General features: G+C 61.6%; 15 protein-coding genes. All 15 read right to left on the bottom strand.

Going from position 1 to position 15,407, the window contains the following annotated elements:
* Window positions 1–213: 213 nt before the first annotated feature.
* Entirely contained in the window at window positions 214–555 is a 342-nt protein-coding gene (locus WJU18_RS03735) for a PaaI family thioesterase (protein WP_423458832.1), read from the bottom strand.
* Window positions 552–1,430, bottom strand: coding sequence for an SDR family oxidoreductase (locus WJU18_RS03730; RefSeq protein ID WP_423458831.1), 879 nt, complete (start codon window positions 1,428–1,430; stop codon window positions 552–554). The genes WJU18_RS03735 and WJU18_RS03730 overlap by 4 nt, the downstream gene beginning before the upstream one ends.
* Window positions 1,427–2,290 carry an SDR family oxidoreductase gene (locus WJU18_RS03725; protein ID WP_423458830.1) on the bottom strand — a complete coding sequence of 288 codons (864 nt, stop codon included), beginning with the start codon at window positions 2,288–2,290 and terminating at the stop codon, window positions 1,427–1,429. The genes WJU18_RS03730 and WJU18_RS03725 overlap by 4 nt, the downstream gene beginning before the upstream one ends.
* An 11-nt stretch (window positions 2,291–2,301) precedes the next feature.
* Window positions 2,302–3,900: an acyl-CoA carboxylase subunit beta gene (locus WJU18_RS03720; protein WP_423458829.1), complete on the bottom strand. Its 1,599-nt coding sequence runs from the start codon at window positions 3,898–3,900 to the stop codon at window positions 2,302–2,304.
* Window positions 3,901–3,925: 25 nt separating this feature from the next.
* The gene (locus WJU18_RS03715; protein ID WP_423458828.1) at window positions 3,926–4,423 is read right to left on the bottom strand and encodes a biotin/lipoyl-containing protein; all 498 of its coding nucleotides are present in this window, start codon (window positions 4,421–4,423) and stop codon (window positions 3,926–3,928) included.
* Window positions 4,424–4,425: 2 nt separating this feature from the next.
* The gene (locus WJU18_RS03710) at window positions 4,426–5,904 is read right to left on the bottom strand and encodes an acetyl-CoA carboxylase biotin carboxylase subunit (RefSeq protein WP_423458827.1); all 1,479 of its coding nucleotides are present in this window, start codon (window positions 5,902–5,904) and stop codon (window positions 4,426–4,428) included.
* 29 nt (window positions 5,905–5,933) lie between these two features.
* Window positions 5,934–7,139: an ABC transporter substrate-binding protein gene (locus tag WJU18_RS03705; RefSeq protein ID WP_423458826.1), complete on the bottom strand. Its 1,206-nt coding sequence runs from the start codon at window positions 7,137–7,139 to the stop codon at window positions 5,934–5,936.
* 178 nt (window positions 7,140–7,317) lie between these two features.
* The gene (locus WJU18_RS03700) at window positions 7,318–8,364 is read right to left on the bottom strand and encodes a branched-chain amino acid ABC transporter permease (RefSeq protein ID WP_423458825.1); all 1,047 of its coding nucleotides are present in this window, start codon (window positions 8,362–8,364) and stop codon (window positions 7,318–7,320) included.
* Complete coding sequence (locus WJU18_RS03695; RefSeq protein ID WP_423458824.1) at window positions 8,364–9,236, bottom strand: branched-chain amino acid ABC transporter permease; 873 nt, start codon at window positions 9,234–9,236, stop codon at window positions 8,364–8,366. Before WJU18_RS03695 ends, WJU18_RS03700 begins: the two co-directional genes overlap by 1 nt.
* The gene (locus WJU18_RS03690) at window positions 9,236–9,895 is read right to left on the bottom strand and encodes a hypothetical protein (protein WP_423458823.1); all 660 of its coding nucleotides are present in this window, start codon (window positions 9,893–9,895) and stop codon (window positions 9,236–9,238) included. Before WJU18_RS03690 ends, WJU18_RS03695 begins: the two co-directional genes overlap by 1 nt.
* A complete protein-coding gene (locus WJU18_RS03685) occupies window positions 9,876–11,102 on the bottom strand; it encodes an AMP-dependent synthetase/ligase (protein ID WP_423458822.1) in 1,227 nt (408 codons plus the stop codon). The genes WJU18_RS03690 and WJU18_RS03685 overlap by 20 nt, the downstream gene beginning before the upstream one ends.
* The gene (locus WJU18_RS03680; RefSeq protein WP_423458821.1) at window positions 11,099–11,881 is read right to left on the bottom strand and encodes an ABC transporter ATP-binding protein; all 783 of its coding nucleotides are present in this window, start codon (window positions 11,879–11,881) and stop codon (window positions 11,099–11,101) included. Before WJU18_RS03680 ends, WJU18_RS03685 begins: the two co-directional genes overlap by 4 nt.
* A gap of 8 nt (window positions 11,882–11,889) precedes the next feature.
* Window positions 11,890–12,681: an ABC transporter ATP-binding protein gene (locus WJU18_RS03675; RefSeq protein ID WP_423458820.1), complete on the bottom strand. Its 792-nt coding sequence runs from the start codon at window positions 12,679–12,681 to the stop codon at window positions 11,890–11,892.
* Between the two features lie 342 nt (window positions 12,682–13,023).
* On the bottom strand, window positions 13,024–14,709 hold the full coding sequence (locus tag WJU18_RS03670) for an electron transfer flavoprotein-ubiquinone oxidoreductase (protein WP_423458819.1): 1,686 nt from the start codon (window positions 14,707–14,709) through the stop codon (window positions 13,024–13,026).
* Window positions 14,710–14,768: 59 nt separating this feature from the next.
* Complete coding sequence (locus WJU18_RS03665; RefSeq protein ID WP_423458818.1) at window positions 14,769–15,278, bottom strand: MaoC family dehydratase; 510 nt, start codon at window positions 15,276–15,278, stop codon at window positions 14,769–14,771.
* Window positions 15,279–15,407: the final 129 nt, after the last annotated feature.

The following is a 15,407-nucleotide window of genomic DNA, read 5'->3' as shown; positions in this document are numbered from 1 at the left end:
GATGGCGCAATCGCGTACGTAGCGCCCTCACCCAGGAAGTCTGGGTTCATGCGCGTGCCGGGTCCATCGGGGATGCATGCAGTCAATTGCCGTTTCTAGATTCAGTGTCGATTAGACGCAATTAACCAGCGGCTTGGTATAGATGCGGTAGGTGCCGATGCCGCGCGAAACGATGTCGCCGTCGAGTGCGTCGAGCGTCACTTTGACAGAGACTTAGGCCAGCGTCTTGCCGATGTGGTCTGGCGTTGCAGATGCAAATAGAATACCCGTGCTGACCGCACGCATGAAATCCACGGTGAGCGTGACCGTCACGGACGACTGGATAAGCTGGCCGCTGCCAGGGATGGGTCGGTCAATCAGCGATCTGCCCCCGACCGCATCGAGCAAGGTCAAGGGCACGCCGCCGTGCAGCACGCCGTGGGGGTTGAGGTGGTCGCGCCGGATTGGCAGCCGGAAATACAGGCCGCGCTCGTTGTTCAGGATATCGTATCCCACGAGCTGCTGAAACGGCCCGTGGAAGTAGCTTGCCGACGCAGAAGGGTCCTGCGCGCTCAAGTGGGTTCCACTATGAAATAGTCTGGCTTGCCGGCAGGCCAGAACTCGCCCCACAGCAGCATTCCGCCCTCGACGTTGAGCACCTCGCCGGTGATGAACTTGCCGGATGGCCCCGCCAGGTACACCACTGCTTCGGCGATATCTTGCACGTCGCCAGCGCGTTTCATCGGGTTGCAGGAATAAAAGGTGGAAACGTTTTCTTCTCGGTAATTGTTGAAGCCATTGCTCTCGATGGCTCCGGCCCCGATGCAGTTGAGGCGGATGCCGTGTTCGGCCCATTCGATGGCCAGCGTGCGCGACAGCGCGATCACGCCGGCGCGCGAAGCGGTGGTGTGCGCCATGCCCGTGAGGCCACGGTCGATGGCGGCGGTGATGTTGACGATGTTGCCGGGCCGACCCTGCTCCACCCAACGCTTGGCCGCGCCCTGCATCATGAACCATGTGCCGTTGAGGTTGGTGTCGATCACAGCGTTCCAGCCCTTGACGGTGAAGTCCATCGCATGGGCGGCGAACTGGCCGCCAGCATTGTTGACCAGTACGTCGATGCCACCAAAACGCTCCCAGACTGCAGCCAACAGGGCGTCCACCTGCTCGGGGTCGCGGATTGTCATGGGGTAGATAAACACCTCGCGTCCCGACAGCGCGCGTAGTTTTTCGGCGCAGTCCTCCAGGTTGTCGGCCTTGCGCCCGCACAGGGCGAGCGTGGCGCCAAGTCGCGCAAACAGGAAGGCGATGGCCTTGCCGATGCCGCTACCGGCACCCGATACCAGCACCACCTTGCCGGCGAAAAGGTCGTCACGGTAAACCGTGGGCAACGCGGCCAGGGCTTGGTCACCCGGGCCGAACTTGGGGTTTGGTGTGGCGGCTGAATTCATGCGTTCACCTTGAAGTAGTCGGGTTTGGCGATGGTCCAAGCCTCGCCCCAGAGCACACCGCCGCCATCCACAGTGAGCAGCTCGCCGGTGATGAACTTGCCGCTGGGCGCGCTGAGGTACACCACGGCTTCAGCGACGTCCTGCACGTCACCGACATGCTTCATCGGGTTGGCTCCGGCGAAGGCTTTTACCGCTTCTGGCGAGTACTGCCGGAAGCCCGTGCTGGCAATTGCGCCTGGTGCGATGCAGTTGACCCGGATGCCGTATTGCGCCCACTCCACCGCGACCGTCTTGGACAGGTAGGTGACTGCAGCGCGCGCGGCGCAGGTGTGGGCCACTCCCGGCATGCCGCGCTGGAAGGTGGCGACGATGTTGACGATGTTGCCCTGGGTGCAAGTATCTCTCCAGCGGCGGGCAATGGCATGCATCATGTACCAGGTGCCGTTGAGGTTGGTGTCGATCACCGCTTTCCAGCCCTTGACGCTGTAGTCCAGCGCCCGCTGAGGAAACTGCCCGCCCGCATTGTTGACCAGTACGTCAATGCGGCCAAAGTGCAGCCAAGCAACGTCGATCAACCGGTCGACCTGCTCGGGTTCGCGAATGTTGGTGACTTGCACCAGAACGTCGGGGCTGCCCAGCCGGCGCAACCACTCGGCGCAGGATTCGAGTTTGGCCGGGTCGCGACCGCAGATCACGAGCCGGGCACCGAGCCGTGCGTAGAGGAAGGCAATGGCCTTGCCGATGCCGCTGCCAGCGCCGCTGACGATGGCCACCTGCCCGGCGAAGAGGCCTGGCTGGTAGACGGTGGGACGGGCGGCGAGGGCCTCGTCGTCGAATCCGAAGGGGGTGGGTTCGGTCATGGGGCGCGCCTTTAGAAACGGAAGATGCCGTAGTGCGGATCGGCGATGGGAGCGTGCGAGGCCGCTGACAGGGCCATGCCGAGCGCATTGCGGGTATCGACGGGTGCCAGCAGTCCATCGTCCCACAGGCGCGATGTGCCGAAGTAGGCGTTGGACTCGCGCTCCGCCTTTTCATAGACCCGTTGCCGCAGCGCCTGGATTTCATCTGCGGCGGGTTCGTTCCCCTTGCGCCGCAACTGTGCGATTTTTACGTCGGCCAGGGTGTTTGCTGCCTGCTCTGGTCCCATCACGCCCATATGCACGTTGGGCCAGGCCCAGAGCATGCGCGGGTCCCAGGCGCGGCCGCACATTCCGTAGTAGCCGGCGCCGAAGGCGGCGCTGGTGATGACCGTGAACTTGGGCACCTCACTGCCAGCCTGGGCCATCAGCATTTTTGCGCCGTCCTTGGTGATGCCTTCCATTTCGTAGCCGCGGCCTATCATGTAGCCGGTGGTGTTTTGGAGAAACAGCAATGGCGTGCGGTTCTGGTTACACAGCGAGATGAAGTGCGCCGCTTTCTTGGAGCTGTCGCTGAACAGCACGCCGTTGTTGGCCAGGATACCCACGCGGTAGCCCCAGATGTACGCGTAGCCGCAGATCAGCGTCGTGCCATAGGCTGGCTGGTATTCGTGGAAACGGCTGCCATCGACGATGCGGGCAATGAGTTCGCGCTGATCGAACTGTACCTTATGGTCGGGCGAAACGATTCCATGGATTTCGTCCGGGTCGTAGTAGGGCGCCTCGGGTTCGCGCTCGGGCAGGAAGCTGCGCGTCGGCGGCTTGAACTGGGCCACGATGTCGCGGCAGATTTCAAACGCATGCGCCTCGCTGTTGGCTGGATAGTCCACCGTGCCAGAAACCTGGGTGTGCAGGTCGCAGCCGCCAATCTCGTCTGCGGTATGCTCCTCGCCGGTAGCAGCCTTGACCAGCGGCGGGCCGCCCAGGAACACCCCGCCGGTGCCACGCACGATGATGCTGTAGTCGCACAACGCCGGAATGTAGGCGCCGCCGGCCGTACAGTGGCCGAAAACGATGGCGACCTGCGGCACGTTGGCCTTCGACAGCAGGCACTGGTTGCGGAAAACCTTGCCGCCCTCGATGTACACGCCTGATAGTTCTTCGAGAAAGGCGCCGCCACTGTCGCACAGGTGGATCACCGGCAGGCGGTTTTCCAGCGCGATGTCGAGCAGGCGACTTAGCTTGCGTGGCGTAAGGGTGTACCAGACGCCCCCCTTGACGCTGGAGTCGTCGGCATGGATCAGCACCTCACGGCCACTGACCACACCCAGGCCGGTGACGACGTTGGCGCCTGGCACCTCGCCGTTGTAGTCATCGCAGGCAGCCAGGGCCGAGAATTCGAGGAAGGGCGTGCCGGGGTCGAGCAGCAGATCCAGGCGCTCGCGCACCAGCAGCTTGCCTTGATCGCGTACACGCTTGATTTCGTGCGCCGGGCGCTGGTGGCGGGTGATCTGCATGCGCTCACGGTACTTCGTGACGATGGCTGTCATTGCCTTGTAGTTGCCACGGTACGCCGGGGACGAAGTGTCAATGCGGGATTCGATGCGTTTCATGGCGTGAGGCAAAAGTTTTTGGGGCTCAGGCGTCGGCCAGCGTCAACAAAATTGCCTTGAGTCCGAAGGTGGCTCCAACGCCAAAATGCACGGCCTGGATGCGCGCGTCACGGGGCGCGACCAGTGTGGTTTCGAGCTTCATGCTCTCGATCACCAACAGCGACTGGCCGGCGTTCACCATGTCGCCCTCGCACACGTGAACGGCGATGATGGTGCCAGGCATCGGTGCAACCAGCGTGTCGGACGCACCAACGCGGGCTTGTCCGGCACCACCCGCGGCGTCCACCGTCTCGATCTCGATGGCACCGCTGAGGTTGCTGTGCACGAAAACCGACTTCTCACTGCAAGCGACCCAGACATCGTGCGCCTGTCCGTCTATGTGCAAGCGCTGGCGGTCGTCGGGCAGGGCTTCGGCGTGCACGTCAATGCGGCGACCATCGCGCAGAATGGAAAATCCTCCATGGACGCTGCGGGTTACCACAACGTCATGGGTTTGTCCGTCTATCAGGTAGCGTCGGCGCATCGTCAATTCCTCCAGGCGCCCATTGCGGCATGCATCGCGGGCACGCTGCGCACCGCGCGCAGCAACTCGCGATCAGACAGCACGGCCGCGGCGATGGCCATGTCGGTGTCGGCCTCGCCTGGCGGTGCGGCGCGCAGCTCGTCGGCGCAGCGCGCCAGCATGCCGGTGTCGGCTCGGCCTTCCATGAATTCGGGATGGAGCAAAACACGGGTCAGGTAGCGCGCATTGGTGGTCAGGCCCAACAGCACGGTGTCCTGCAGCGCACGCACTGAACGCGCGATGGCCTCGTCGCGCGTGGCGCCGTGGCAGATGATTTTGGCGATCATCGGGTCAAAGGCGGCGGTCACGGCCTGGCCTTCGCGCACGCCTGAATCGACGCGCACGCCGGGCCCCGCAGGCGCTTGCCAGCGCAGGATTTTGCCGATGGCCGGGCGGAAGTCATGCGCCGCGTCCTCGGCATAGAGCCGGCATTCAATGGCATGGCCTTGCTGCGCAATATCGGACTGGGCGAAGGCCAGCGGCTCGCCGCGCGCTACCCGCACCTGCTCGCGCACCAGGTCGATGCCCGTGACCATCTCGGTCACCGGGTGCTCGACCTGCAACCGTGTGTTCATCTCGAGAAAGTAAAACTCCCCGCCCGCGCCATAAATGAATTCAACCGTACCGGCGCCGCGGTAGCCGCATGCGCGGGCGATGCCCGCCGCAGCCTCGCAGATATCGCGCCGCTGCTTGCCGGTCAGCGCGGGCGAGGGGGTTTCTTCGATGATCTTCTGGAAGCGCCGCTGCACCGAACATTCGCGCTCCCACAGGTGGACCACCTGACCGGATTCATCGCCCAGCACCTGCACCTCGAGGTGGCGCGGGCGCTCAACGTAGCGCTCGACGAACAGGCGGCCGTCGCCAAAGTAGCGTTCGCCCTCACGGCGCGCAGTGGCAACCTCGGCCTCGAGATGGGCCAGGTCTCGCACGATGCGCATTCCCTTGCCGCCACCACCTGCCGAGGGCTTGATCAGCAGCGGCGAGCCCACCTGGCGGGCGCGTTCGAGAAAAGTCTCCGGGTCGTCGTCCTCAATCGCGCCGGGTGCCACTGGAAATCCGCGTTCGGCCACAAAGTTGCGGGCGCGCACCTTATCGCCCATCAGCTCAATGGTGTCGGCACGGGGCCCGATGAACACAATGCCTGCCTGCATCAGAGTACGGGCAAAAGCCGTGTTCTCGGACAAGAAGCCGTAGCCGGGGTGTACCGCCTGCGCCCCCGTGCTGCGGCAAGCTTCGACGACTTGGGCGATGTCGAGGTAGGCTGCCACTGGCGTCGCACCGTGCAGCTCGACGGCCTGGTCAGCCTCCAGCACTGCCGGACTACCGGCATCCACCGCATGGTAAGCAACCACGGTGGAAAGCCCCATGGCCTTCAGACTGCGATGAATCCGCAGCGCGATTTCCCCCCGGTTGGCGATCAGAACTTTTTGGAATACCGGCATATGAGGACAGGTCAATGGCGACGCAGGTATCAGTCGACCACCGGCAGGGGCTCGGACACACGCTCGAACCGGGAATTCTTGGCATCTGAGCGCAAGACCAGAATACTGCTTGGTGAGTGACGTACGCCGGTTGCGAAGCTGATCGGCGATGCCAAGCCGTCGGTGCCAAAGTTTTTGGTTGCTTCGAGTTTGTCGACGACACAGGCACGCGTCAATGCTTTGCCACAGCGTTTGATGGCATCTTCCATCAACAGCGCGCCAATGTAGGCCGTGATCGAGTAGCGGTTGAGCGATTTCAGCTCGTCTGATGAAAGGTACTTCTGGGCCAGTCCCATGAACTTGGCCATCCCCGGAACAGACAGGTCTGTCAGAGGCGGCACGTAATCGGCGACGAAATAGCCATCTCCCGCAGCGCCAGCGAGCGCCTGCACCGGTGTCAGATGGGCCGAGTGCACCGTCAGAATGGTCAGCGGCATCTGGTTTTTGGCAGCTTCCTTCATTAGCATGGAGTGCTCGGCTACCACACCGCCCGACAAGAGGAAGGTCGCTCCGGCCTGCTTAAGGCTGAGCATCTCGGCCGAGAAATCCTTGGTACCGCGTTTGAAGGAGATATCGGACACGCTGTTGAGCCCGAGTTCCTTGACGGCCTTCTGGTAGCCACAACGCACGTCGCTGCCGAACTCGTCGTCTTGGTAGACGATCGCGAACTTCTCCTTCTGCAGTTTCCTGCTCGTCACCATGTGCCTCATCGCGGCGCTGACCTCCTGGCAATAGGTGGGCCCGACCACGAACACGGTCTTGTTGGGGGGCGTGAAATGGGCGGCCGCCACCGCCATGGCATTGATCGTCGGAATCTGCTGCTCGTTGATGTAGGGGATCATCGCCTGCAGCATCGCCGACCCTGAGGTGCCGATGAGTCCGAAGATGTTCTCGACCTCGACCAGTTTCTTGACGCTCTGCAAGGCGCGCTGTGGCACGTAGCCGTCGTCGTCCTGGCGGATATCCACCTTGCGGCCGTTGATGCCTCCGCGAGCGTTAACGTCTTGTTCCCACACCCGCAGGGCGAGCATGTGAGCCTTGCCGAGCAGGCTTGCCGGACCGCTGACGGGTGTCACCGAGCCGAGAACGATCTTGGTGTCGGTCACGCCAGGCTCCGCTGCCACTGGTGTTGCGGCAATGGCGGCCGCCATGCCGATCAGGCTGGCAACCGCGAGTCGGTTGAGTTTTTGAATCATGAAAGACACTCCTCTATTGATGGGTGAAACGGGGATGGAACTCATTGCTGCAAGAGCGCTACCCAGGGCCATTGTGACGAGGGTGCCCAGGTAATGGCGCATGGTCAACTTGTGGATCTTTCGCATCTCAGGTCTCCTTTTGAGCATCAGCAGCGGCGGTCGTTCCCCGCCGAGGTGCTTAGAAACGGAAGGGCCAGTTGGTCCAGTAGTGCTTGATGTCGTGCCAGCGTCCCACCAACCCGTCGGGTTCAAAGCGCAGGAACAGCACGATCGCGAGCCCGTATATCACGCCTTTGATTTCGTAGGCGGCAGTGGAGCCTGACCCGCCGAAGCTGGCGCCGATCATGCCGAACAAAAAGCCCAGTCCTTCATTCAGCAAGACGATGAAAGCAGTACCAAGCAAGGCTCCGGCCACCGTGCCGAGCCCACCGACGATGAGCATCGATAGTGCCTCGATCGATATCAGCAGGCTGAAGCTGTCGACATTCAGGTAACGTGTGTAAAACGCCAGCAATCCGCCGGCGATTCCCGTGTAGAAGGCGCTGATCATGAACGCCAGCAACTTGTAGCGGATCAGGTTGACGCCCATCGCCTTGGCGGCGATGTCATGCTCCCGAATGGCCAGGAAAGCCCGGCCGATGCGGCTGCGCAGGATGTTCAGGGTAATGAAGGTGAACACCACCAGGAATGCGAGAACCACGTAGTAGTAACCGCGCTCTGCGCCAAGTGGGTGGCCGAACAACGAGGGCTGCGGGACCGTCAGGCCTTCCGACCCCCCCGTGAGGGTGCCGCCATTGAGAATCAGATGGTTGATGATCACGGCGAAGGCCATTGTCGTAATGGCCAGGTACAGGCCCTTGAGCCGCAGCGACGGTATGCCCACGATGACGCCTGCGATGGCTGCGCTCACGCCGCCGACCAATATAGCCGGCAGCATTGACCAACCCAGCTTGCTGGCCACGATGCCAGTCGCGTAGGCGCCGACCGCCAGAAACCCGGAGTGCCCGAGCGAGATCAGCCCGGTGGTGCCGGTCAGCAGATTGAGGCCCAGCACCCCCACCGCCGTGATCAGGAGCAGCAGCAGCACGGACACGTAGTACGTGGGCAACACCAGCGGCGCAGCGAGCAGGAACGCCACCAGCACACATGACCAGAAGACGACAGCGACCGAGTCGGTCAGTGCCAGCAGTTCGCGATAGTTTTGTTTGAAATTCCCGCTACGCATCAGACACGCTCGATATCAGGTTTGCCGAACAGGCCATAGGGCCTGACCATGAGGACGACCAGAATAAGTACAAAGCCGGCGATTTCTTTCATGCCGCGGCCAATGTAACCTTCAGACAGGTTTTCGACGACGCCGATTAGAACGCCACCCAGTGCGGCACCGAACACCGAGTCCAGTCCGCCGAGAATCACCGCCGGAAAGCTGCGCAGACCCGTTGTCCACATGCCGGGATTGACGTCGTAGATCACGCCGATCAGCACTCCGGCTATGGCGGCGAGGCCGGCCGACAGGGCCCACGACAGCGCGAAAATGCGCTTGACATTGATACCCATCAGCAGCGCCGCGGTCTGCAGGTTGGCGGTCGCGCGCATCGCGATGCCGACCCGTGAATAGCGGAAGAAGGCCCAAACACCGATCAGCACCGCAGCCATGAGTCCCAAGGCGTACAGTTGTGCCGGGTACAGACCGGCGGGCCCGATCCTGATGACTTCGGTGGACAGGCCTGTATTCATCGGCATCGGGTCGGCACCCCAGATGAGCACGACTACCGAGCGCAGAATCACGGCCAGCCCGATGGTCACCATCACCGTCGAAAAGACCGGCTGGCCGAGCATGGGCCGGATCAGCAAAACCTCGACCATCAGACCGATCAGTACCGAGATCGCCACTGTTGCCGCGAGCATCGGCCAGAAGCCAAAGTGCAATGTATCTGCCAGGGTGAATGCGATGTAGGACACCAGCATCATCATCTCGCCCTGGGCGAAGTTCACCACGCCGGTGGCGCGGTAGATCATCGCAAAGCCCATGCCGATGAAGCCATAGATCAGACCGACGGCCATACCGGAAATGAGTAGCTGAAGAAAATAGTCCATCAGGCATTTCCCCCGCCGTAAATGATCGCGATCTCGCGAGAAAAAGTTTTTTCGATCACGTTGCGGCGCACTTTCTGGGTGGCGGTGAGTTCACCGTCATCGTGGTCGAGTTCCTTTTCCAGGATCAGGAACTTGCGGATATTTTCGACTCGCGCAAACAGTTTGTTGACGCGCTTGACGTCTTCGTCGATCAGCTCGCGCACCTCGGGCAGCAAGGCCAGGCTCTTGTAGGTGGTGTAGGCCAGTTTGCGCTCCTGTGCCCACTTGCCCACCGTTTCGTAGTCGATCTGGATGAGCGCGGACAGGTAATGGCGACCGTCGCCCAGAATGATGGCCTCGCGCACGTACAGGCTGTCCTTGAGTGCGTTCTCGATTTCGGACGGGGCGATGTTCTTTCCCCCGCTGGTGATGATGATGGCCTTCTTGCGGTCGGCGATCATCAGTTCGCCGTTGTCGGCGAGTGCCACGATGTCGCCGGTGTGCAGCCAGCCATCGACCACGGTCTTGGCGGTGGCGCCATCGTCGTGGAGATACCCCTTGAACACGGCGGGGTGCTTGATGATCAGCTCGCCGTCGTCGGCGATCTTCCAGTTCAGGCCGTCGATCGGCAGTCCGGTGGCGCCCAGCCTGGCCGCTTTTTCATGCTGGAAGAAGACCACCCCCGGACTCGGTCATGCCGTATACCTGGAACACCGGAAGACCGAGGACGCGGAAAAACTTCAGCACTTCGGGCGAGACGCTGGCGCCGCCGCAGAACCCGCAGCGCATGCGGTCCAGACCGATGAACTTTTGCAGGTTGCGAAACATCACCAGCCAGAGCAGGAAGAACTGCAGCCGGTCGGTGAGTGAGCGTCGTCCTTCTCGTGCCTCGACGCGCTCGAACAGCCGCTGTCCGGCCGCCATGCAGCGCGAGAATGCCCAGCGTTGAAAGCGCGAGGCATCCTGCATGCGAATCAGAATGCCTTGTTGCAACTTCTCCCAGATGCGCGGCACGCCCAGAAACACCCTTGGCGCAATTTCGCGCAAATTGACGGCGACGGTGTCGATCGATTCGGCGTAGTTGACCACGCCGCCAGTGAGCAGGTGCAAAACGGTCGAGAAGGCACGTTCCGCCACGTGGCACAGTGGCAGGTAGCACACCACCTCGTAGTTGTGACGGTCCAGCCTGAAATGGGTCTTGAGCTTGTCCACCGTGACGATCAGGTTGCGGTGTGAGAGCATTGCGCCCTTTGGGGGGCCGGTGGTTCCCGAGGTGTAGACGAGCATGCATGTGTCGTCGGGCTGGGTTTGCTCAATGGCACGGTCAAATGCTCTCGCGTTCTCGGGCGACGATGCAAAGTACTGGTCGCCGAGTTCGAGTACATCCTCGAACGACATCAGCTTGTCGAGCTTGTAGCCGCGCATGCCTTTCATGTCGGCGCAGATGATCTTTACCACATCGGGCAAACCGGTCGCGTGCTTGTCCATCGCATCGAGCACCTTGTCCACCTGCTCCTGGTCGCCGCAGACCACGAACTTGCTGTTCGAGTGATGCACGATGTACTGTAGTTCCGGCCACGGATTGGTGGGGTAGATCCCCACCACCACGCCGCCGATGGCCTGCGTGGCTAGGTCAGCGAACATCCACTCCGGGCTGTCCTCGCTGGCGATGGCCAGCCGGTCGCCCTTGTTGAAGCCCAGGGACTTCAGTCCCAGGGCGAAGCGGCGCGCCGTTTCAAAATAGTGCTGCCAGGTCATCCGGTTCCAGATGCCGTAGTCCTTTTCCCGAAAGGCCAGCGAATCCGGGGTGCTTTGCGCCCAATGCTGCAACAGCTTGGGAAGGGTGGCGTTACCGTCGCGCAGCTTGGTCTCCAGGGAGTCGATCACGCAGCCTCCTTTGTTTTGCTGCCCAGGTAGGCGTCGATCACCGCCGGGTTTGCCGATATCTCGGCGGGCGTGCCTTCGCCGATCTTGCGCCCGAAGTTGAGCACACAGATGCGGTCGGAGATGTCCATCACGATGCCCATGTCATGCTCAACCATAAGCACCGAGATCCCTAATTCGTCGCGGATGTCGAGCACGAAGCGGGCAATGTCTTCGGTTTCTTCGCTGTTCATTCCCGACACCATTTCGTCCAGCAGCAGCAGCTTGGGTTGCGTGGCCAGTGCGCGCCCAAGTTCGACCCGCTTTTGAAGCCCGTAGGACAAGGTGCCCACCGGCATGTTGCGGACTTCCTCGATCTCCAGAAAATCGATGATCTCCTCGACCTTGCGGCGGTGCTCCATTTCTTCGCGTCGCGCCCGCCCGAAGAACCAAGAGGCATCCAGCACATTCGTCGCCATGTGGCAATGGCGACCTACCAGGAGGTTGTCCACCACGCTGGCATGCTTGAATACTGCCAGGTTCTGGAAAGTTCGACCGATGCCGATGGCGGCCAGACGATGCGTGGGTATGCCGGTGATGTCGCGACCGTCAAAATGCACCGTGCCGCTGCTGGGCTTGACCACACTGCTGATCATGTTGAACGTTGTTGTCTTGCCGGCCCCGTTGGGGCCGATCAGAGAATAGATCTCGCCGCGCTTGACGTGAAAGCTGACGCCGGCCACGGCCTCGACGCCGCCGAATCGCTTGGACAGGGTTTCGACCCTCAGCAAATCGTCGTTCATGATGCTTCTCAGGATAGCCAGCGCTTGCGCCGCTTGTAGTGTTTTACGTCGCGCATGTTCTTGCGCGATCCGCCCTCGCCGAAGCCAAGGTAGAACTCGCGCACGTCTTCATTGCGCAGCATCTTGTCCGCCGGGCCATCAAGCACTACGCGGCCATTTTCCATGATGTAACCGTAGTCGGCGATGGCCAGTGCCATCTGCGCGTTCTGCTCCACCAGGAGAATGCCCATGCCGTCTTGACGGCAGAGGCGGGTGACGATCTCGAATATCTCTTCGGTGATTTGCGGTGCAAGGCCGAGCGTCGGCTCGTCGAGCATCAGTAGCTTCGGGGCCGACATAAGGGCGCGACCGATGGCTACCATCTGCTGCTCGCCGCCCGAAAGATAGCCCGACACCGTGGTGCGTTTGTTCACCAGTCGCGGGAACAGGCTGTACACCATGTCGATCCGGCGTTTGGCGTCGGCCCGGCTTCGCGTGTAGCCACCCATCACGAGATTCTCTTCAACCGTCAACTGGTCGAAAAGGCGGCGCCCCTCGGGTACCATCACCACACCCGTGCGCACAATCTCGTCCGGCGGCAACCCGGCAAGTGGACGACCTTCGAAGATGATCTGGCCGCCCTTGATTTCGCCATTTTCCGGGTAAAGGACGCCGCAAATGCCTTTGAGCGTGGTCGATTTGCCTGCCCCGTTGGAACCCAACAGCGCGACGATGCTTCCCTTGCTGACCGACAACGACGCTTCTCTTACCGCTTCGATGGTGTTGTCGTAAACGATCTGAACATTCGTGAGATTCAGCATGACAGTTTGCTCCATGCGCCACGCTGCGGGGGTGTGGGTATCGAGCGGCCCTTCCGCCCCCCCGGCCGGGTCCACGGTCACTCCCTTTGGCGTCTAGGGAATGTGTCGAATGCGAAGTGAGTCTTTGCAAGGATTCTCCAGTGTGGACTGTGTCGGGGCAGGGAGGATGCCTGTCTTGTTTTTCCTTGTCAGTTAAAACACGCATCGCTCCCGCTAACATCACGAATCTAACGATAGTTAGGTGTGTGGCCAATTAGGAAAAACCCTGAACTGGAAACGAGCCCCTCGGTTGTGATCAAAAACTTTCCCGGGACCCCTGCCGGAGGTTCGTTATTGATCCGGCTACATGCCGCCGTAATTCGGCCCGCCGCCGCCTTCTGGCGTGACCCAGACGATGTTTTGCGTCGGGTCCTTGATGTCGCAGGTCTTGCAATGCACGCAGTTCTGCGCATTGATCTGCAGTCGGTCGCTGTTGTCGGGGTTCTTGACGAACTCATAGACCCCAGCCGGGCAGTAGCGCGATTCGGGCCCGGCATAGGTGGCCAGGTTGAAGTTGACTGGTAAGCTGGCATCTTTCAGCGTCAGGTGCGTCGGCTGTTGCTCTTCATGGTTGGTGTTGGACACGAACACCGAACTCAAGCGGTCAAAGGTGATCTTGTTGTCGGGCTTGGGGTAAGCAATCTGCCGGGACTCCGAGGCGGGCTTGAGCTTGGCGTGGTCGGGCACGCGATTGTGGACAGTCCAGGGTGGCGCTTTGAAACCGAGTTTGGGCAGCAACCACAGCTCGATGCCGTTCATGATGGATGACAGGTACAGGCCTTTCTTCATCCACTGCTTGGTGTTGCGCGAAGCATCCAGTTCTTCAAACAGCCAGCTCTTCTCAAAAGCTTCGGGGTAGGCAGTGAGTTCATCGTGTTGGCGGCCACCCGTCACCGCAGCATACGCCGCTTCCGCCGCCAGCATGCCGGTTTTCATGGCGGCGTGGCTGCCCTTGATGCGCGCAAAGTTGAGAAAGCCCGCTTCGCAGCCCACCAATGCACCGCCGGGGAACACGGTTTTGGGCAGGCTCATCAAGCCGCCGCAGGTGATGGCGCGCGCGCCGTAGCCGATGCGCTTGCCGCCTTCGAGGTAGTGGCGAATCGCGGGATGGGTCTTCCAGCGCTGCATTTCCTCAAACGGACTCAACCACGGATTGCTGTACTCCAGCCCGGTGATGAAGCCGAGCGTGACCTTGTTGCCTTCCAAGTGGTACAAAAAGCCACCGCCATAGGTCTGGCTGTCCATCGGCCAGCCGAGGGAGTGCACGACATGGCCGGGTTTGGCTTTGGCTGGGTCAATCTCCCACAGCTCCTTGATGCCGAGGGCGTAGGTCTGGGGGGCTTTGCCGGCATCGAGCTTGTACTGGGCGATCAACTGCTTGCCCAGGTGGCCGCGGGAGCCTTCGGCAAAGATTGTGTACTTGGCATGCAGTTCCATGCCGAGCTGGAAGTGGTCGGTGGGCTGGCCATCCTTGCCGACGCCGAGGTTGCCGGTGGCCACACCCTTGACCGCCCCGTCGTCGTTGTAGAGCACTTCAGCGGCCGGGAAGCCGGGGAATATCTCGACGCCCAGGGCTTCGGCCTGTTCACCCAGCCAGCGCACGATGTTGCCCAGGCTGATGACGAAATTGCCTTCGTTGTGCAGACATTTCGGAATCAGGAATTGCGGTGTGCTGATTTTGCCGGTCTGACGCAGGAGCAGCATCTCGTCGCCGGTGACGGGTTGATTCAGCGGCGCGCCGAGCGCTTTCCAGTTGGGAAACAGTTCGGTGATCGCGCGCGGGTCCATGAGCGCGCCGCTCAAAATGTGGGCGCCGGGCTCAGAGCCTTTTTCGAGTACCACCACCGAGAGCTCCGTGCCCTTTTCGGCGGCGAGTTGTTTCAGCCGGATGGCGGTAGCCAGCCCGCCTGGGCCGCCGCCGACCACGACCACGTCGTATTCCATCGTTTCACGGGGGCCGTATTGCTCAAGCAGGGAGGATGGCGTCATGTGGAAAGAATCTGAAAAGTTGGGGGCCTTGTGGGGCCCAAGTCAGTGAAAACTGCGATTCAGGGGCCGCTGCCGACCGGCAGTGGCGGCGCGGTGCGCGGTGCGCCGTCGCGCTTGTAAACCAATACCGTGCGCTTGAACGTGCAGACAATGATGCCGTCCTGGTTGTAGCCCTCGGTACGCACTGTCACCACGCCGACGTTGGTGCGTGACCGCGACTCCCGCTTGTCAAGCACTGTGGAGCGCGAGTAGATCGTGTCACCTTCGAACACCGGATGAGGCAGACGGACTTCATCCCACCCGAGGTTGGCCATGACGTTCTGCGAGACATCGCTCACTGTTTGGCCGGTCACGAGGGCCAGCGTGAGACAGGAGTTGACGAGGGGGCGACCGAACTCCGTCTGGGCCGCGTAGTGGGCATCGAAGTGCAGAGGTGCCGTGTTTTGCGTCAGCAGCGTGAACCAGATGTTGTCCTGCTGGGTGAGGGTGCGCCCGAGAGCGTGTCGATACTCGTCGCCCACTTCGAAGTCTTCATAGAACCGGCCGCGCCAGCCTTCCTTTACCGTCATGCCCCACCCCTGTTGCTGGCGGCACGGACCGAGAGTTCCTTGACGCAACGGAGCAACAAGCCACGAGGCACCACCGCGGGCGGCACGCTGACGGTTGCTGTCAGGGTCAGATGTGCCGCTCGATCTATC

It is taken from the genome of Ottowia sp. VDI28 (genome assembly GCF_049532675.1).
Lineage (GTDB): Bacteria > Pseudomonadota > Gammaproteobacteria > Burkholderiales > Burkholderiaceae_C > Ottowia.
The sequence above is the reverse complement of the archived record's forward strand: the minus strand, read 5'-3'. Positions and strand labels throughout refer to the sequence as shown.